Origin of the sequence: Agrobacterium sp. LR_9 (genome assembly GCF_041954855.1) — a bacterium.
GTDB classification, from domain to species: domain Bacteria; phylum Pseudomonadota; class Alphaproteobacteria; order Rhizobiales; family Rhizobiaceae; genus Agrobacterium; species Agrobacterium leguminum.
This window is the reverse complement of record NZ_JAVAYA010000015.1, coordinates 1-17,753: the sequence shown is the minus strand read 5'-3', so window position 1 is coordinate 17,753 and position 17,753 is coordinate 1. Positions and strand designations below refer to the sequence as shown.

At 58.8% G+C, this 17,753-nt stretch carries 18 protein-coding genes; 2 read left to right on the top strand and 16 right to left on the bottom strand.

The features are described 5' to 3' along the window. Positions 1-16 precede the first annotated feature (16 nt). Positions 17-382 (top strand): DUF1330 domain-containing protein, encoded by a 366-nt coding sequence (locus RAC79_RS17175; protein WP_374997318.1) that lies wholly within the window; start codon positions 17-19, stop codon positions 380-382. A 54-nt stretch (positions 383-436) separates the two neighbouring features. On the opposite strand, the gene RAC79_RS17170 is transcribed toward RAC79_RS17175, so the two are convergent. From RAC79_RS17170 to RAC79_RS17105, 14 genes are all read right to left on the bottom strand, one after another. After that, positions 437-2,617 carry a xanthine dehydrogenase family protein molybdopterin-binding subunit gene (locus RAC79_RS17170; RefSeq protein WP_374997317.1) on the bottom strand — a complete coding sequence of 727 codons (2,181 nt, stop codon included), beginning with the start codon at positions 2,615-2,617 and terminating at the stop codon, positions 437-439. Continuing rightward, complete coding sequence (locus RAC79_RS17165; protein WP_374997316.1) at positions 2,614-3,615, bottom strand: FAD binding domain-containing protein; 1,002 nt, start codon at positions 3,613-3,615, stop codon at positions 2,614-2,616. Before RAC79_RS17165 ends, RAC79_RS17170 begins: the two co-directional genes overlap by 4 nt. 3 nt (positions 3,616-3,618) lie before the next feature. Beyond that, positions 3,619-4,236 carry a 2Fe-2S iron-sulfur cluster-binding protein gene (locus RAC79_RS17160; protein WP_142187505.1) on the bottom strand — a complete coding sequence of 206 codons (618 nt, stop codon included), beginning with the start codon at positions 4,234-4,236 and terminating at the stop codon, positions 3,619-3,621. 133 nt (positions 4,237-4,369) lie between these two features. Further along, on the bottom strand, positions 4,370-6,571 hold the full coding sequence (locus RAC79_RS17155) for a molybdopterin cofactor-binding domain-containing protein (RefSeq protein ID WP_374997315.1): 2,202 nt from the start codon (positions 6,569-6,571) through the stop codon (positions 4,370-4,372). A 41-nt stretch (positions 6,572-6,612) separates the two neighbouring features. After that, on the bottom strand, positions 6,613-7,302 hold the full coding sequence (locus RAC79_RS17150) for an Isoquinoline 1-oxidoreductase subunit (protein WP_142187507.1): 690 nt from the start codon (positions 7,300-7,302) through the stop codon (positions 6,613-6,615). Next, complete coding sequence (locus tag RAC79_RS17145; RefSeq protein ID WP_142187508.1) at positions 7,299-7,766, bottom strand: (2Fe-2S)-binding protein; 468 nt, start codon at positions 7,764-7,766, stop codon at positions 7,299-7,301. The genes RAC79_RS17150 and RAC79_RS17145 overlap by 4 nt, the downstream gene beginning before the upstream one ends. A 369-nt stretch (positions 7,767-8,135) precedes the next feature. Then, entirely contained in the window at positions 8,136-8,609 is a 474-nt protein-coding gene (locus RAC79_RS17140; RefSeq protein WP_220331357.1) for a DUF2147 domain-containing protein, read from the bottom strand. A gap of 84 nt (positions 8,610-8,693) precedes the next feature. Next, entirely contained in the window at positions 8,694-9,275 is a 582-nt protein-coding gene (locus RAC79_RS17135; protein WP_220331356.1) for a class I SAM-dependent methyltransferase, read from the bottom strand. 94 nt (positions 9,276-9,369) lie between these two features. Next, positions 9,370-10,008: a class I SAM-dependent methyltransferase gene (locus RAC79_RS17130; RefSeq protein ID WP_374997314.1), complete on the bottom strand. Its 639-nt coding sequence runs from the start codon at positions 10,006-10,008 to the stop codon at positions 9,370-9,372. Further along, a complete protein-coding gene (locus RAC79_RS17125) occupies positions 10,008-10,643 on the bottom strand; it encodes a DedA family protein (RefSeq protein ID WP_374997313.1) in 636 nt (211 codons plus the stop codon). Before RAC79_RS17125 ends, RAC79_RS17130 begins: the two co-directional genes overlap by 1 nt. A gap of 2 nt (positions 10,644-10,645) precedes the next feature. Next, positions 10,646-11,629 (bottom strand): oxidoreductase, encoded by a 984-nt coding sequence (locus RAC79_RS17120; protein WP_374997312.1) that lies wholly within the window; start codon positions 11,627-11,629, stop codon positions 10,646-10,648. 138 nt (positions 11,630-11,767) lie between these two features. Then, positions 11,768-12,817, bottom strand: a complete 1,050-nt coding sequence (locus tag RAC79_RS17115) for an aldo/keto reductase (protein ID WP_374997311.1) — start codon at positions 12,815-12,817, stop codon at positions 11,768-11,770. A gap of 60 nt (positions 12,818-12,877) precedes the next feature. Beyond that, entirely contained in the window at positions 12,878-13,654 is a 777-nt protein-coding gene (locus tag RAC79_RS17110) for an SDR family oxidoreductase (RefSeq protein ID WP_374997412.1), read from the bottom strand. Between the two features lie 123 nt (positions 13,655-13,777). Next, a complete protein-coding gene (locus RAC79_RS17105; RefSeq protein ID WP_374997310.1) occupies positions 13,778-15,091 on the bottom strand; it encodes an MFS transporter in 1,314 nt (437 codons plus the stop codon). Positions 15,092-15,253: 162 nt separating this feature from the next. Here RAC79_RS17105 and RAC79_RS17100 point away from each other — a divergent pair, with 162 nt between their 5' ends. Beyond that, on the top strand, positions 15,254-16,177 hold the full coding sequence (locus tag RAC79_RS17100) for an AraC family transcriptional regulator N-terminal domain-containing protein (RefSeq protein WP_374997309.1): 924 nt from the start codon (positions 15,254-15,256) through the stop codon (positions 16,175-16,177). A 666-nt stretch (positions 16,178-16,843) separates the two neighbouring features. Here RAC79_RS17100 and RAC79_RS17095 read toward each other — a convergent pair. Both RAC79_RS17095 and RAC79_RS17090 read right to left on the bottom strand, forming a co-directional pair. Then, positions 16,844-17,371, bottom strand: a complete 528-nt coding sequence (locus RAC79_RS17095) for a GNAT family N-acetyltransferase (RefSeq protein WP_374997308.1) — start codon at positions 17,369-17,371, stop codon at positions 16,844-16,846. Further along, a complete protein-coding gene (locus tag RAC79_RS17090) occupies positions 17,368-17,658 on the bottom strand; it encodes a DUF1778 domain-containing protein (RefSeq protein WP_220331349.1) in 291 nt (96 codons plus the stop codon). Before RAC79_RS17090 ends, RAC79_RS17095 begins: the two co-directional genes overlap by 4 nt. Between the last annotated feature and the right edge of the window lie 95 nt (positions 17,659-17,753).

Here is a 17,753-nt window from a genome sequence, read left to right as displayed (position 1 = left end):
TTGCTGGAGAATTATGATGATCAAAGTCACCGTCGCCGATATCGACCGCTTCCTTGCCGAAGATGACGGCCAGCCTATCGTAATGCTGAACTTGCTTCGGTTCAAAGCCGACGGCGGAAGGCAGCGCTATCTCGATTACCTCGCCATGGCCGGCCCTATCGTCGCACGATATGGGGCGGAAATCATCTTCGCCGGTGACGGCGCAACTGCACTCTGCGCCGAGCCCGACCAAGCCTGGGACGCGGTTGCGCTGGTGCGTTACCCGAAACGCGCAACCTTCGTCGAGATGATCGCCGACCCTGCATACTCGGCTGCCGATCCAATCCGGATGTCAGCGCTGGAAGAAGCAGTGTTGCAACCCATCAATCTCATGCGGCTCTGAGAACGGGCATTGGCTGCCCTTCCATTGTTCGAACGCATTGTCTGTGTAGGGTGACTACAACAGATCTTCGATGCGAATTGGCAGATGCCGGACCCGTCTGCCGGTTGCGTTGTAGACAGCGTTGACCACGGCTGCGGCCGCTCCGACCATGGCGACCTCGCCAAGGCCTTTGACGCCCGACACGTTGAGCTTGAAGTCTGGTCGATCGATGAAGTCGACATCGATGGCGCCGATGTCGGCGCTGACGGGCACGATATACTCTGCAAGATCGTTATTAAGCACGCCGCCGAAGCGGGGATCTGTTTCACCCGCCTCCCGAAGTGCTGCACCAATACCCCAGACGACACCGCCCCTAACCTGGCTTTCCGCCGTTCGCCGGTTCATGACCCGGCCGCAGTCGGCAACGCTAACAACGCGCTTGACGCGTACACGCCCGGTCGACGATTCCACGTGCACCTCAGCAAAATGCGCAATCCAGCTGAAAGCCATAAACTCCGGATACTCCGGTCCCGTGGTGGAAGGAATGCCTCTGCGTAATTGTTCGATCACCTGTGCGTCCTTGCCGAGCGGGATCGTGTTGACCGTGACTTCCAAAAAGGGGCGGCGGGTCCGGGCAAGCTGGACATGGACCGGCTCACCCGACAGTGCGCTACCGGTGAGAAGGCTCAGCTCTTCGCGCAGTTTCAGGGCAGCGCTTCGGGCTGCCGGGGCGGTACTTCCCGTTCCCCACGAGCCTGCGGTTATATGCTGCGGCGCATGTCCCGTATCGCCGATGCGGATATCGAGCTTTGTTGGGTCCACCCCGAGAAGTTCTATAAGCTCCGCGGCGATGACGCTACGGATGCCCTGCCCCATTTCGTGCCCAGATGTCGCGATCTCGCATCGTCCGCTCGAAGAAAGCCGAAGTGTCGTGACGGCCGCCGTCATCGATCCTTTGTAGCTTCCACAGGCAACACCGAACCCGATCCGATCACCATTCTCTGCCACTAAAGTGCCTGCTTCACGGGCTCGTCGGCCCCAGTCGATCAATTCTGCCCCGCGTTTCAGACAGTCCACAAGATGGCGGGACGAAAAAGGTTTGCCAGTGATCAGGTCGTTTTGCGCATCATTGCGGATGCGTAGCTCGACAGGATCCATTCCGATAACCTCGGCGAGCTCGTCAATCGCGCATTCAGTAGCATAGCTTGAGGGATGCTCATGAGGGGCTCGCTGGTGGCCGGGTGTCTGGGTATCAACTCGGACGATATGGTCACTGCCCTGCCAGGCGCCATATCCGTACATGCGCGGTGGATTGGCGCCGTGCTCGCACCCAAATCCGTCATAGCGGCTGTTCTGCTGCACAGTTTCGTAAAGCCCGGCCAGCAGACGCCCTTGTTCGTCTGCCCCAAGCCGGACCCGGTGACGGCTACGGGGCCGATAAGATGCCGTATGGAACAAGTGAGCGCGGGGCATTACAAGCTTCACAGGACGGCCAAGCAAGGAAGCGGCACTTGCGACGAGCACACTCTGCTCTTGAATGCCGTTCTTCTGTCCGAAGCCTCCTCCCGTGTAGGGGCTCACACCACGCAGGCGCGTTGGTTCAAGTCCCATCATCCCCGCCAAGCCGCCGGCAAATGCCGCAGCAGCCTGGGTTCCTTCATAAATCCGGAGTTGACCTTCCTCGAATGCAGCGGTTGTCGAAATGAGTTCAATGGGATTGTGATGCTGTTGGGGATGCAGATACTCGACATCGACGCGATGATTGGCGGATGCGAAAGCTGCCTGCGCATCACCGGAAGACAGCTGACTTTCGGGCTCTGGCTCGCGGGCCGCCCGGTCGTCTTCCATCGCCACACTGAACGCCTCTTCGGCGTAAAGCACCTTGACGGCTTCCGCACCCTCGATTGCCGCTTCAAGCGTCTCGGCGACGACAAGGGCGACCGGCTCTCCGCGATGGCGGACAACCGGACTTGTCATCGGCTGATAACCTTTACCAGATCGGCCATAGGCGCCGCGTGTCGCCGGTGTGGTCTTGATCTGCGAGAAATCTTCATGCGTGAAAACGCGAACGACGCCACGAACATTCGTCGCGGCAGTCACGTCGATCGCCTCAATACGCCCCTTGGCGATTGTCGCCGGAACCGTCATCGCATGGAGCAGGCCGGCGATCGGCTGGTCTGCCGCATATAATGCTCGTCCCAGCACCTTTTCATGAGCGTCGACCCGAGGGCGGTCAGCGTTCCGTTCCTGCGTCATTGAACCTTCCTTCCCGCGATTATGATGGCGTCTGCAAGGGTGCGAGCGCCAAGTTCAATCTTGAATGCATTGTGCTTTCCGGCCGACGCGTTCGCAAAGGCCGCCCTGCCGGCAGCCAATGCAATCTCCCTGTCGATCGTTCGGCCGTTCAAAAGCGCCTCCGCCTCGCGTGCACGCCAAGGCCTTGTGGCGACGCCGCCAAGGGCAATACGCGCCCCGCGCACGTGATCCCCTTCCATCGCGAGCGCCACCGCGGCCGATGCCAAGGCGAAAGCGTAAGATTCTCTGTCGCGCACTTTAAGGTAAGTCGAGTTTTCTCCCGCCTCTGTCTTGGGCACCGAAATACCGGTCACGATCTCGCCGGCTTCAATTGCAAATTCGAGATGAGGTGTGTTTCCAGGCAGCCGGTAAAACTCTGCGATGGGGACCGAGCGTGTACCTGTAGGGCCTGCAATCTCGATTATTGCATCCATCGCCGTCAGCGCGACCGGCCAGTCGCCCGGTGAGACGGCCGTGCAAGCGTCACTGATGCCGAGAACGGCCTGACCGCGATCAAGCCCGCCGACTGCAGCGCATCCGGAACCCGGCTCCCGCTTGTTGCAGGGATAGGCGCCGATTGCGCTGTTCCGGAAATAGGGACAGCGGGTCCGCTGCAGCAGGTTACCGCCGACGGTCGCCATGTTACGAAGCTGCTGAGAGGCGGCTTTCGAGAGGCTTTCGGCCAATACCGGGTAGTCGCGACGGACGACTTCGTTTTCGGCAACGTCCGCCATAAGCGCTCCAGCGCCGAAGAACAGGACGTCGCCACCTGTATCAATCCGATCGGCCCCCTCAATGGATGCGATGTCGATGAGATGCGCGGGACGTTCGACACCAAGCTTCATAAGGTCGTAGAGAGTGGTACCGCCGGCGATATAGCGCGCACCGTCGCCAGCCGCCGCAAATGCTTCGGTCGCTTCGTGAACAGTACTGGCTCGGACATAGGATAATGATCTCATGGCTCAGCTCCGCGCCATCAGGGGGGCCGCCTGCTCGATCGCCGCAACGATGCCGACATAGGCACCGCAACGACAGATGTTGCCGCTCATATACTCCCTGATCTGATCAGGTGTCGACACATGGCCCTCCTTGACGCAGGCGATTGCCGCCATGATCTGGCCCGGCGTACAGTAACCGCATTGTAGGGCGTCCTGGTCGATGAAGGCTTGCTGCATGGGATGCAGAGCGTCCGCGCTGCCGATACCTTCGATGGTTGTGACCTCACGGCCGTCAACCTTGGCAGCAACGGTCAGGCAGGAGGCGACCCTGCGCCCGTCAACGTGCACCGTGCAGGCGCCGCACTGACCGTGATCGCATCCTTTCTTGGCTCCAGCCAGGCCTAGGCGCTCGCGCAGCATGTCCAGCAACGATGCCCGTGCATCAATTTCTAGCACACGCGGTTGGCCATTGATCTGAACGCTGACCTGAACTGTCGTACCGTTCTCTGGCGTGGGCTGCGAGCCCAAGGCTTGTGCCTGTGCGGCCCCTGGTAGCATTCCAGACACTGAAACGATCGTTCCAGCCTCTAAAACCTGTCGCCGGGTGACTTCGAGAAACTTCCTGTCATGCGGGTCTGGCATCTGGATTCGTCTCCTGTTGGATTGCAACAATACTAAGCGCCACCCGCTTCGGCGTGACGCTCCGAAATCGCATCTCTTTCAACGTAAGTCAGACATGCCGGAAGGATTAGCCGGGAAATTCAGCGCGGACTGATTAGCCTCGCTTTGCAATCGAAAAACCAGCATTCATGTTTCTGTTCAGGAATGGCAGGCGGTGAGTTTGCATTCCAGACAAGGCGAGGATCGCGTTCGCGATAGCTGGCGCAATCGGCGGCACTCCCGGCTCACCCATTCCAGTCGGCTTGTTGCCAGACGCGACGATATAGGTTTCGACAGCGGGCATCTCGTTCATCCGCAAAACCGGGTATCGGTCAAAATTCGTCTCTTGCACGACGCCCTCCTTGAGCGTGATCGCGCCGTACAGGGCGGCGGACAGACCAAAACCTATACCTCCTTCCATCTGTGCGGCGATCTGATCGGGCGCAACCGCGATGCCGCAATCGACAACGGCAACCACGCGACGTACAATCGGCCGGTCGTCGAGCAACCGAACTTCTGCGACCTGACCGACGATCGTTCCAAACGCTTGATGAATGGCCATGCCCCGGGCCCAGCCCGCTTCGAGCGGGGTATCCCAACCTGCCTTGTCGCAGAGCTCCTCAAGTACCGCCAGCCGACGTGTGTCGCCGGCATTCTGATATAGGAAGCGGCGGTAGGATGCCGGATCCTGGCCCGCCCGGCGCGCCAGCTGATCCACGATGTGCTCCATCACCATGGCGGTGTGCGAATTGCCGACCGAGCGCCAAAACCCGACAGTGACTGGAAACGATGGCGTGAAAATCTTGCCATCGACAGTAGCCGCTGTGGAAAGATTGGGCGAGTCCGCGATGCCCTCGGTCGCCGTAAAATTAGGTGCAAGAGGAAGCAAGTTCTGGCAAACCGAATGGAAGCGCCAACGCTCCGGGAAACCGTCCGATCCAACCTGGACCCATACCCGGTGATGCGACATCGGTCGGAAGTAGCCCAACCTCATGTCATCCTCGCGGGTCCAGATCAGCTTGACCGGACGGCCCTCGACGCGCTTGGCGATCCGCACACACTCGACGACATAGTCAGAGCTCATTCCACCGCGACGGCCGAAGGAACCGCCGGCAGGGATCACCTCAATGTCAACCCGACCAGGAACGGTCCGAGCAGTAAGTGCTGCCTGAACCTGATCGACTGTTACCAGGTGGGCGCCTGACGTGATCGCAACGTCCCAGCCGTCGACCTTGGTGACGCAATTGAGTGTCTCCATCGGTGCATGTGCCAGATAGGGAAAGTCGAACGAGAACTCGACAACGTCGCCATCGAATGGCGCCTCCGGCGATTGACCCGTCGACTGAAAACTTCCGGGCTCGACATCGGTGCGACCGGCTGCGATCTCCCGAAAATAGGCGGCAAGATCAGGAGACGATCGCATCTCAGCTTGGCTATCGTCCCATTCGATACGGAGCGCGTCGCGGCCCCGCTTGGCGGCAAAGGTCGTCTCGGCGAGTACGGCGACACCCGTCTCGATCGCGAAGACGTGGCTGACGCCTTTGATCTTCAGTGCATCCGATGCATCGAACCGCAACAGTTTTCCACCAAAGCGGGGACTATGAGCGACCATCGCAACGAGCAGGTCCGGACGCTGGATATCCTGCGTGTACATCTGGGCCCCGGTGCTCTTTGGAAGACTGTCCTTTCGCCGAACGCGCTCGGTGCCGATCAGCAGGTAGTCCTGCCGGCGTTTCAGTATCGGCGTTTGGGGCGGGATCTGGCGGGACGCATCGGAAAGGAGATCAACGAAGCTCGCCGTTCGACTGGAACCAGGATGGGACAGGACACCGTCGCGGACGACGATGTCACCGCTTTGCACGCCCCAGCGAGCCGCTGCGGCCTGGACGAACATGGAGCGCGCCGCGGCTCCCGCATTACGCATGAGATCCCAGTTCGAGGCGATCGAATTCGAACCGGCTGTCATCTGCACACCGTATGCGCGGACGTTGCTGCGCGCATCGATGACACGCACTTTATCCCAATCCGCGTCGAGCTCTTCCGCGACGATCGCGGCAAGCCCAGCGTGGATGCCTTGGCCGAGTTCCTGCTGCTTATTGACAATCGTTACCCAGCCGTCATCGGTGATCCGGATAAATGGTCCAAAGGCACTTGGCTCCGGGTCACCGCCGCCGCCTTGAAGGATCGCGCCGACCGCCTGCATCGGGTTGGCTGCGGCATACCCCACGACGAGCGCACCACCGACAAGAGATCCACCGAGGATCAAGCGTCGACGTGTCATCTGAAATCGAGGCTTTTGGTCAGGGGAGTCGGTCATAGGCATTCTCCAGTTGCCATCTTGCATTCACTTGATTCCACTCATTCCGGGCACGCCGCGCCTGTATCGAGCCAGGCTTTGATCAGCGACCCGAAGGCTTCCTGAGTGCCGGGTGCGGGCTTGCGGTCTGCTCCAGGGCGCCAGGCCCAGCCAACCAGTTCGTCCTGCGCCATGTGGTGGAGCAATTCCTCACGCGTCATATGCGACCGTGCCGGATCTAACAGTTGCCTGCAGATGTTGCCGAGCGTCTGGCCCTGCCAGGCCATCTCGATCGGCGCGAGCCTCCACTTGGGATTTCCGGGGACGCCGGACGCCTCGAAATTTTCGGCTTGGTGGCAAGTCGAGCAGCGAAGCGTCGGTGCGCCACCGCCGTCGGTGCCACGGGTCACCCAAGGCGTATGCGGGCGCATTGCCTCGGTCTGGGTGGGACGATCCGTGCGCGGGTGACAGTTCATGCAGCGTGGATGCTCAATCACACGGCCGGCTTCCTCGAACAGCGCGACAGAACGCGCGGTTTGATCGGTAATCTCGTCAAACTCCGACACTTGCCGCAGACGATCGAGTTCGAACGGCTGCGGTCTGGCCTCGATTGTTTGGGTTTGTGGCATGGTGCGCGGATAAAGGGCGTAGACGAGGCTTCCGGCAGCCGCGAGAACAATCCCTCCGAATACGGTAGCAATCGCGAGCTTTAGCCGGCGACGCCATCGTGCCTTTGTGGCGGTTCGTTTCATGTCGGCGCACCGAGCTTTGCCGCCGCATCGTGGATGGCTGCACGAATTCGAGCGTAGGTGGCGCAGCGACAGAGGTTACCGTTCATCGCAATATCAATGTCCTCATCCGTCGGGTGCTTGTTCACTCGCAGCAGCGCAACCGCGCTCATGATCTGACCGGATTGGCAAAAACCACATTGCGGTACATCGCGCTCGACCCAGGCATCACGAAGAGCTGCTGCTTCAACGCCGTTCACGCCTTCGATCGTGGAGATCTGTGCCGAGGCAGCCGATCGTAATGGGATTGAACAGGATCGAGCCGGCATCCCGTCTAGATGGACGGTGCAGGCGCCGCACTGAGCGGCGCCACAACCGTATTTGGTGCCCGTTAGCAACAGGCTATCGCGAAGCACCCACAGGAGCGGGGTTTCGCCATCTTCGTCAACATCATGTGTCCGGCCATTGACCGAAAGCGTATAAGACATGGACTCGATCCCTTTTACAGCCGTTAGCTTAAGATCGAGCGACCGCGGTCGGATATGCCCGATCTGACAAAAAACGTGCCCAATCCTCGCGGCGTTTATTGGCCTAGACCGCTAGGGGCCCAGGCACCCAAATATCGGCCGCCGAAACCAGTAAGCGAAGCCGACGAAAGCCCATGTCGACGGCCATGAGGGCGGCTGGTATAGGCCGCGTAGTGCATCGCTTCACCGATAAACGTCCCGCCGGCTGTGGTTCCGCCGAACATGCCAACGGCGGTAACAACGCCGCTCATCGAGCTGACTGCCACGGGCAATCCCGCACTCAGCGTTCGGCCTGACTGTAAAAACCGCGATCGTCCTTGGTGAAGGCCGTTATTGTGTGCGATACAGGACGATGGTCCGTCCAAGGAGCGGCGTACCCGAATAACCTCGCAGTTCGAGCGCACCGTCGCGTATTGATGCACGCCCCGAATAGGTGCGCCCTGACGATCCATCGTAGAATTTTCCGTCTTCCCACCGGCGATCTCGTGCATCCCATTTCAGGTCAGTCAGAAAGGTAAGGCCCTCCAGTGACCGGCTCCTAAGTTTGGGGTCAGGATTGTGCACGTCTTTCTTGAAAGTCCTACCGTCCGCTTCCATAAGCCGATCGCCATAAATGACCCGCGCCGCATAGCTTCCGCCGGCGTCGAATACTTCGAACTTGAAATTGCGCTCCTCTGTTTCCCACACGCCCTCGATTTCGTTTGGTGACGAGGCTTGAGCGAGAGCCGGTGTGATCTGTAATCCGGTCACTGCTGCCGTAACCATGATTGCCAGTGAGAACTTCTTGAGACGGGATTTCATCATATCACTTCCTTTCCCTCATGGAGAAAAGTTACGGTGAAGTATTGCGCAGTAGAATGTCTAAAGTTTCAAATTATTTGCCCGATCCTACAAGGCGAGTGCTCTGAGAGCATCGCTAGGTTTAGATGAATTTTCCGGTATCGCCGGCCAGACGTACAGGGCCACGGAACCGCGCAAATCCGGACCGTTCTTGGCCGTCTTCGGCGACCGGTCGCGAAACCAGAACGTGACTGCGACAACGGCGGTGTGTGGGCGGATGGCGTCATCGAGAAATATCGATAATTTTGGCATAGCGCTTGGCATGAGGTAGCACGTCACCGCATCTGCGTCTGCCAGGTCGTAAGCGTAGAAGTTTTTTCTTGTCACCGAGACATTGGGAAGGTGCCCGGTGCGGGCCCAGGCCACGAAGCACGGGAAGGGGGAGATTTCCACCCCTTTGATATGAGCACCGGGAAAGGCCTTGCCGAGCGTGATCAGAAGCGACCCCCAACCACATCCAAGATCGTAAATAACGGGAGAGCCAGAAAGGTTAGCATCCCGCAACAGAACGACGACGTCGGCTGCTTCCGCGTCTGCAAGCGGCCATGACGGTACTTTTGTCAGCGCGTGGAAGAACAACAGAGAACGCTTGATGCAGTTGCTGCTCTCAAAAAAATTGCGCTTACCCAAGCGGAGAGGGGACAGAATTGAGCTGCGACGGAGTGTCAGAAGTCCGACAGCCTTAAGCAGACCAAATCATCAGTTCGAGTGGAACGCATACCCACTAAAGCAGATCTGTCTTTCCATCGGATAACAGATGTCGACGGGTCCCTTCGAGCGCCGTCCGCGGTTTTCGCCGGCTGATCCGGTAGACAGCCGCGGGTGGAATATTGGCGAGGGTCCAGCCGATATGCGTCGCCTTAAGGCCCAGACGGTCGAGCAACGGTCTGGCAATCGGGCATTTCGGGCCGTAGGTGAATTGGTAGAATGCTCCACCGTGGCGAAGATGCGAGAACGCACCCTCCAAGATGGCATGCACTTTGCGCAACGGCATCGATAGAAGAGGAAGGCCACTGACGACAGCACCCACAGGCGCCGAGGTATGAAGCAATAATTTGCGCAAATGAGCTGCATCCATCTGGACAGTTTTTGCCGCTGGAAAGCGGTCGCTGAGTTGGTTTGCAAACTCCGCACCATATTCGACCAGAACGAGATTTTCTTCAGAAACACCGCGATGCAGCAAGGCCTCTGTGAAGACCCCCGTACCCGGACCCAATTCAATCACAGTGCCCGTCTCCGCAGAGATTTCGGTCGTCATAAGAGAAGAAAGCGCACGCCCGGATGGCGTGACGGAGGCGACCCGAAGGGGAGCCGAGAGCCACGCCCGAAAAAACAGGAGCGCATCAGCAGTTCTGTCGGTCATCACTTGCTTACTCCAAGATCTGAGCGCATTGAATATCGCCACTGAAGCCGCCACACCAAGGCGATGAGGAGTTCCGCGCTGACGAGCAGGATCAGTATTTTCAGCGCGAGTGCGGACGAATTGATGCCGGGGATAGCGATCACGGCCAGATACCCGGCGGTGATGAACAGCCCATTCCACAGGACGATGCCGATCGATACGCCAGCGACAAATCGCAGCGCACTCGTGCCTAACAGCCCCGCCGCCACAGGCGAGACCAACCGTACGGTGGGAATGAGCTGCGACAGGATCGTGAGCGCGCGTTCTCGCGCGCGCAGCGACGACATCGTCCAATCGATACGGGGTTGCGATAGTCCTATCCATCTGCCGACAAAGTAGAGAAGCGCCGTAGTCCGCTTTTTTCCGACTCCTCGCGCAAGAAGATAGAGGCCGAAAGCTCCGATCGAGCTTCCAATCGTCGTGCCGACAACGGCAGTGTGGAGCGACCAGACGTCATCGTCGGCCGCAACACCTATGGTGACGAGAACCCCATACGAGGGCAGGGCAGGCAAGAAACGCTCCGCAAACCCGATCGCGAAGAGACCAAAGATGCCATATATGGCGATCCATTCGACAAGATATCCGAGCGGGTCCATTCTCAGCCCTCCCGCGCAATCGTTGTCGCGCGCGAGCTTGAGATATCCAAGGTTGGTGCCTGCGCGTTGAACGAGATCCCGGTCAGTTTCTCAGAAATTTCCCACAGCCTGTGTGCCACGTGCTTTTCCAACGCCTGTCGTGGGATCTGCGCTTCCGTTGGGTACCCGCGGGTTTCGCCGAGTCTATCTGGTCCGTAATAGCCGCCGCCGTGAGCGTTCGGAGATGTAGCCGCAAACAAAGTCGGCAACGCGCCTTGCGCGACGGGCTGAAACAAGAACCACAAGAACGTCCTGAGGAGGCCCTGAGCACTGCGGCGCCCAGGGGCATTGTGAAGCAGATCGGTGCGCGACACGCCTGGATGGGCAGCGATACTAGTAATTCCCCAGCCCGCTTTTTCACTCCGCCGCTGCAGTTCGAAAGCAAACATCAGGCAAGCCAGCTTCGACTGGGTGTAGACAGGCATCGGCTTATAGTGCCGTTCCGCTTGTAGATCGTCCAAGTTGATTGCCGCGCTTGCGCTTTTTACCGCAATACTGGAAATCGTCACGACGCGTGGGTCTTGTGCCTGCATTAGCAGCGGCAACAGGTGGCCCGTCAGGGCGAAATGGCCAAGGTAGTTGGTGCCGAACTGTAGTTCGAAACCGTCCTTGGTCGTCTCGCGCGTCGGCGGCGTCATAACACCGGCATTGTTGATTAGAACGTCGATATGATGGCGCGTTTCCTTCAGTCTTTTCGCCAGTGCTTCGATCGATCCGAGGCTTGCAAGGTCGACGATTTCCAGCGCGACGGATGCCTTTGGCGCCCTTTCCTTAATGCGTCGGACGGCTTCGGCACCCTTTGCCGGATTGCGGCCTGCGATGATCACGTCAGCGCCGGCTCGGCCCAGCGCAGCGGCATCTTCGAAGCCCAGACCACCGGTTCCGGTGATCAAGATCGTCCGGCCCTTTTGAGGGGGCATATCGTCAAGTGTCCACGATTTCGACATCGTCAGTTCCTCTGTTTTCTACGGGGCAAGATCGTCCGCCGAAGACGCAATGTTCAGGGCGCGTCTCCGGCGGACAGAGGTTCGCCTTGGGGGAAGCGACCTCTCGAGGATCCGGAAGGGACGGTTCCGGATTCGAACCTATGCATTGCTGTTGATCAGTTCACTGACCGGCGGCTTTGCCGGGACCTCGCGCGTTCGCTGCATCCACGCCGGATATTCTGGCGCGATCTTACTGACAGCATCCAGATCGGACAGCTCATCCGTGCTGAGCGTAATTTCCGAAGCGCCAACGCTGTCGTCGAGCTGTGCGACCGTCTTCGCACCGACGATAACGCTTGCCACGTGCTGCTGATGCAGCAGCCATGCCAGCGCAATCCTCGCGACGGTGACACCTTTGTGGGTGCCGATGCGTTCCATGACGTCGATCACGTCATAAGCTCGATCCATAACGACGGGCGGAAAATCGAAGGTGGTCCGGCGGCTGCCTTCCTCGCCCTGCCTGTGGCGGCCGAACTTGCCGCTGAGCAGCCCGCCTGCGAGCGGGCTCCAAACCAGAAGACCGAGTTTCTCTGCGTTGATCAGGGGGACGATTTCCCGCTCGATATCGCGGCCGGCCAGCGTGTAGTAGTTCTGGGAAGTCGCTATCTTCGCGAAACGAAGGCGTTCGCTGTGGCCCAGCGCCCTCGCCATCTGCCAGGCAGACCAGTTTGACACGCCGACATAACGAATGAGGCCCTGTTGGACGAGCGTATCCAATGCCGCCAGACTCTCCTCGATCGGCGTCACAGTATCGATGTTGTGGAGTTGGTAGAGATCGATGTGATCGACCTGTAGCCGTTTCAGACTGGCTTTGACGCTATCGAAGATGTGAGCGCGGGAATTGCCGGCGTCATTCGGGCCTTGGCCCATAGGCCCGCAGACTTTGGTGGCGATAACCACATCTTCTCGCCGTACACCGAGGTTTTTCAGCGACTTTCCGATCATCTCTTCTGATGTGCCGCTCGAATAGATGTCGGCGGTATCGATGAAGTTGATCCCATGATCGAGTGCGCGGGCGATCAGAGCCTGAGCGTCGTTTTGCTGGACGTTGCCCATGTTGGCCCAGACCCCTTTACCGCCGAACGTCATCGTGCCCAGGCAGATTTCCGAGACGAAGAGGCCGGTATTTCCGAGTGTGTTGTATTTCACGATGAGAACATCCTCTAAAGAAGTCGGGTCTCGCGGACCCTTGACGCGCAGCGGCGTCGATCAGGCGATGCCGCCATTTGCGAAGACGTTTTGACCATTGATCCAAGCCCCGTCTTGCGAGCAGAGGAGGCCTATGACATTGGCGATATCTTCCGGCTGGCCCAACCGACGAAGCGGGGTCGCTTCCGGTATGCCGCGAAGTGCCTCTTCCCCATGCTGGCGCAAGAGCTGAGTGTCGACGGCACCTGGCGATATCGCGTTCACCGAGATGTTGCGACCGCCCAGCTCCTTGGCGAGAACGTTTGAATATATCTCCTGCGCCGCCTTGGTCGCAGCGTAGGCTGCCGTAGCGGGAGGACTCATTTTGATAATACTGGAGCTCAGGCTGATGATCCGGCCGCCATCGCGAACGCGTCGTGACGCCTCGCGCAACACGTTGAAGCTCCCCTTCATATTGGTGGCCATCATTCGATCAAATGCCTCGTCGGTCATTTGAGCGAAGGGGCCGACGTTCATGATCCCTGCATTGTTGACCACCACGTCGACGCCGCCAAAGGCTTGGTCGTGCGCGTCGAACAGGGCCCTGACCGCGACCGGATCGGCGACGTCGCCCTGACGCAGGATTGCGCGGCCGCCGGTTGCCTCGATGTCGCGAACGATCTGCTCGGCCAACGCGCGATTGGTTAGGTAGTTGACCGTCACGGCAAACCCGTCCCGCCCCAACCGCAGGGCTGTCGCGGCGCCAATGCCACGAGAGGACCCGGTGACGATCGCGCCACGTGTTTTTCCAGATTGAGTGTCCTCGGCGGATGTTTGGGCCAATGTGACGCCGGTCATGGCCAGAGCTGAAGGGGCAGCGGCTGCAAGAGCCAGGAACTTGCGGCGGGAGTTATCAGTCAAAGTATCGGCTCCTTGTGAAGATTGAAAGCTGCGAATGTGTTTCTTAGGCTGGGTCCCTACTCAGTTCTGGCGGAGAAACGCACCGACACGTCGGTTTGCGACGAGAAGGGCAATGCCCGACAAAACGCTTGCCAAAGGTACGATCAACAGACCCAGGGCGAGGCCGTTTGCAATGTTGGCCGTGTTTGCGGCGTCACTGACCATGCCGACGAACAAGGGTCCAAGTGCCGGTCCGACGAGACCACTTCCGATCATTACCAGACTTGATGCCTGGGCCTGCCGGCCCGGTCCAGCGACGAGGTGGGCGGCACCGAAGCCCCATGGCAACATGAATGAGAACGACAGCATTCCCGGCACGAACAGTGCAATCGACATCCAGCCCACTGGAGCAAACAGCGCAGACGTCGTTGTCACACTGGCGATGAGGAAGAGGATTGCCGGTGGCCCAAGGACCTTGCCGGTTCCCGAGCGGACGGCATGATCGAACCATCGTCCGCCGCCTAAGGTCCCGATAATCCCCATCAATCCCTGCAGCATCCCAAAGGTCATTCCGACCTCGGTGGCGGTGAACCCATAAGTGCGGATCAGAAAGGGGATGGAAAATGCGTAGAAAGGCGCACCGGCAAAGCCGAGGAAGATCGTGCCGAGAAACAGCCAGCGGAAAGCGGGAGACGACAGCAGGTCAAGGCTTGTCCGCAGAAAAGGTTCGTCGTGGCTGCTCACATGCTGTAGGCGCGGTGTTGGACCCATAACAAGGATTGTTAGCAGGCCGATCACGATGCCGATCGCGCCTGCACCCATCAACACGACACGCCAGCCGAAGATATCCGCGATCGCGCCGCCTGCCGCAAACCCGACCATCGTGCCGAGGGGAATGCCCATTGCGAAAAGTCCAATTGCAAGACCGCGCCGCTCGGGGCTGATTTTGCGGGCGATCAGGGCGTGGCCCGCCGGGACGGCACCTGCCTCCCCGAATGCGACGCCGAAACGTGTAAGGGCCAGGAACATGAAACTGGCAGCAAAACCGCCGAGCGTCGTCATGACGCTCCAGATCAGGACACAGGACACCAACACGAGCCGCGGCGATCCGCGATCCGCAGCACGGGCAAGCGGCAAGGAAAGAAGTGCGTAGCAGACCGCAAACGCGAGGCCCGTGAGCAGGCCCATCTGGGTGTCGGTCAGCGACAGATCCGCCTTGATCTTTTCCGCCAGAATGAAGGGCAGTATTCGATCGATCTGCGAGAAAGCATTGATCAGCAGAAGCACGGTGCATATGGCGGCCATACGCAGGCCTTTTACGTACGTGTCGCTGGACGTAGCAGTCGGCGCTCGTGTCGTTGACGGGTCTATTGACCGGGCGGCGAATTCTGTCATCTTGAGGTCACTCCTCGCTTGGTTGCACCCTTAAGCTAGATGGAGTTTCCAATGACCAGAATGCCCGAACCTTCAAGAAACTTGCCTATTCCTGCGAAAGAGACGATGATGCTGGCGAGGAGTCACATATTGCCGTGGCCCCTGAGACAACCGGAGCCACGCTTGAATACGCCATTGCTCTCTGCCGTCACCGCCTACATTGAGGACCAGGGTGGTGGCCAAGGCCTGTTCCCGACAGCCATAGAAGGCTTCAACATCGTCCGCTCGTACCAGTCGATGATGCCGATGAGAAACATCTATCGGCCATCTCTCTGCGTCGTGGTGGAGGGTGGCAAGGAATTGCAATTTGGTGACGAACATCTCGAGTACCGCACAATGGAGTGCCTGGTCGTCAGTGTCGGGGTTCCAGCCACTGGCCGTATCGTCGAAGCAAGTGAGGATACGCCCTATGTCGGCGTGATGATTGACTTTGATGTGGCAACGGTCAGGGAAGTCCTTGAGCAATTAGAAACGCTCCCACCGCAATCGGACGTATCAGGTCCATGCGCCTTCGTTGCAAAGGTCGATCAGCCCTTGGCTGACTGCATCCTTCGCCTCGTGCGGCTCCTGGCGACGCCGAAAGCAATTCCTGTGTTGGCGCCTTCGATTGTCCGGGAGATTTGCTATTGGTTGCTGAGCGGGCCACATGGCGGCGAAATCTGCAAGTTGGCCATGCCAGAGTCGAACATTGAGCGCGTCGTCAGAGCGGTATCAGTCCTGCATACGAATTTTGCAGAGACACTGCGGGTGGAAGAACTGGCTGATATCGCACGGATGAGCCCGTCGTCGTTTCACCAACATTTCAAGGCGCTGACGTCGATGACACCGCTTCAATTTCAAAAACAGCTTCGCTTGCTGGAAGCACGCCGACTTATGGCAACACAAGCTGCGAATGTCACGGAGGCCGCCTACAAGGTCGGGTACGAGAGTGCATCCCAATTCAGTCGAGAATATTCAAGAACCTTTGGTGTAGCACCTAAGCAGGATGCTTTAAACCAGCAGCGCCTCCACAACGAGTACGCCAGCCGCACCGTTCGATCCGCGTGAGCCGAATTGCAGCTTAAGTGAAGGCAAAACGAGCCCAGCGTGAACCGCTGAAATCTGGTTGTCAGTTACGAAGATCCCGCGACTGGCAACCAGGCGCTCTAGGCTCGTTTATTCGGGTGCGCAGATCACATTCTCGCGTTTCCCTGCGGTCGAGCATGTGCACTTCGACACAACCGCCAAAGATCTTGTGGTGTCCGGGAAAGCGAGAAGGCCCTGCGGAAAAGGGCTCAGGGTAATTAGGCAGTCGGCGTTTACAATTTTTCTTATGCAATATTGCGCCGACAATGATCTGCCTCACCCCGGGGATCGTTTTGCTTGAGTCTTCTCTGCTTTTTTACCGCGAGCCCGACAGTGCAAAGGACGATCTCAGCGACACTAATCTAAATGGGACCTTTTACAGATGCCTTCTCGGCCTCGACAGGGACTGACAAGCCATCATCGTTTAGAACATAGGTCGCCGTCCGACGTCGAACTCGGCAATCGGGTCATTCATTTCTCCGGAATGGCTGACGAAGGCCGCTTCGGCCTTTTTCTTCTCTAGTCGGGCCGCCGCAGGCACTGGCTCACCATGTGGTCATTGGTGGTACAGCTTATCCTCAAGATGATCATCACGATGCGATAGTTCGTAATGCGGCGAATTCAATCGTGTTCCCGCACCTTAAGGGATCATAGGAGACCTTTGGCACGCAAGCCGGCCGCGAAGGAGATAAGCGGCATAACGAGAGTTAGCGGCTTGTCCTTCAGCGGTTCGGCACCATAGGAAGCGTACCAGTTGGCGGCTTGCTCTCCTTTGGCATCGATGATCAGTAGAAGTCCCCCGCCCTCTCCTGCAAGTCGCAGGCAGCGGAGCGCTGCGGCGGCTAGGAGCCGGCCTCCCAGTCCATGCCCGGCAACCGTGCGGTGGGTAGCCAGTCGAGCAAGCCTGAAGCCCGGCACATCATGGCGGGCAAGACCGCGTGTCATTGCATCAGGCACAGTCGCATGCTCGACTGCCGAAGGCGCGATCGTATAGAACCCAAGAATACGGCCCGGCACTGCGTCGTCGATAGCACAGAAGGTCTTCGAGGCATTCTGTTCATGGCTTTGTCGGGCAAAGCGGAGCAGGAACTCCTTCATTTGGGCGTCGCCGCAATCGAAGACTGCCCGACCGTGAGACTTCGCGATCGGTTCCTCATGCCATGCAGGTAAAGTCATAGGCCGCCAGGCAGGCCGGCAATCGCCGCGCGCAGCTTGGCGTTAGGTTTAGGCGGATTTTCCAGAAGCTCAAGAATGCGAAGATGATCGCGCTTCGACACTTTCATCGTCTCGGCTTCCTCGATCACAGCCTCTGCTTCTCGCAGGGCGGATTGCGTCACGAAATCCGTCAGATCGGTATTACGAAGCGCCGCAGCGCGAACGAGTTTAGCCTTGGCCGTGGCAGGCACCCTCAAACTCATACGCTCACTGTTCTCGTTTGCTATGCTGGGCACGTCAGCCTCCATCTTTTGACGGAATATAAGCTAAAGTCTTCTCGTCATCAATCATGTGTGCCTTCAAGGCGTACAGGTCACCCGCGCGCATTTCTATACCTTCTTGG

Coding starts and splice junctions, on each gene's coding strand:
- RAC79_RS17175 (WP_374997318.1), top strand. CDS start 17: ATGATCAAAGTCACCGTCGCCGATATCGACCGCTTCCTTGCCGAAGAT.
- RAC79_RS17170 (WP_374997317.1), bottom strand. CDS start 2,617: ATGACGCAGGAACGGAACGCTGACCGCCCTCGGGTCGACGCTCATGAA.
- RAC79_RS17165 (WP_374997316.1), bottom strand. CDS start 3,615: ATGAGATCATTATCCTATGTCCGAGCCAGTACTGTTCACGAAGCGACC.
- RAC79_RS17160 (WP_142187505.1), bottom strand. CDS start 4,236: ATGCCAGACCCGCATGACAGGAAGTTTCTCGAAGTCACCCGGCGACAG.
- RAC79_RS17155 (WP_374997315.1), bottom strand. CDS start 6,571: ATGACCGACTCCCCTGACCAAAAGCCTCGATTTCAGATGACACGTCGA.
- RAC79_RS17150 (WP_142187507.1), bottom strand. CDS start 7,302: ATGAAACGAACCGCCACAAAGGCACGATGGCGTCGCCGGCTAAAGCTC.
- RAC79_RS17145 (WP_142187508.1), bottom strand. CDS start 7,766: ATGTCTTATACGCTTTCGGTCAATGGCCGGACACATGATGTTGACGAA.
- RAC79_RS17140 (WP_220331357.1), bottom strand. CDS start 8,609: ATGATGAAATCCCGTCTCAAGAAGTTCTCACTGGCAATCATGGTTACG.
- RAC79_RS17130 (WP_374997314.1), bottom strand. CDS start 10,008: ATGACCGACAGAACTGCTGATGCGCTCCTGTTTTTTCGGGCGTGGCTC.
- RAC79_RS17125 (WP_374997313.1), bottom strand. CDS start 10,643: ATGGACCCGCTCGGATATCTTGTCGAATGGATCGCCATATATGGCATC.
- RAC79_RS17120 (WP_374997312.1), bottom strand. CDS start 11,629: ATGTCGAAATCGTGGACACTTGACGATATGCCCCCTCAAAAGGGCCGG.
- RAC79_RS17110 (WP_374997412.1), bottom strand. CDS start 13,654: ATGACCGGCGTCACATTGGCCCAAACATCCGCCGAGGACACTCAATCT.
- RAC79_RS17105 (WP_374997310.1), bottom strand. CDS start 15,091: ATGACAGAATTCGCCGCCCGGTCAATAGACCCGTCAACGACACGAGCG.
- RAC79_RS17095 (WP_374997308.1), bottom strand. CDS start 17,371: ATGACTTTACCTGCATGGCATGAGGAACCGATCGCGAAGTCTCACGGT.
- RAC79_RS17090 (WP_220331349.1), bottom strand. CDS start 17,658: ATGGAGGCTGACGTGCCCAGCATAGCAAACGAGAACAGTGAGCGTATG.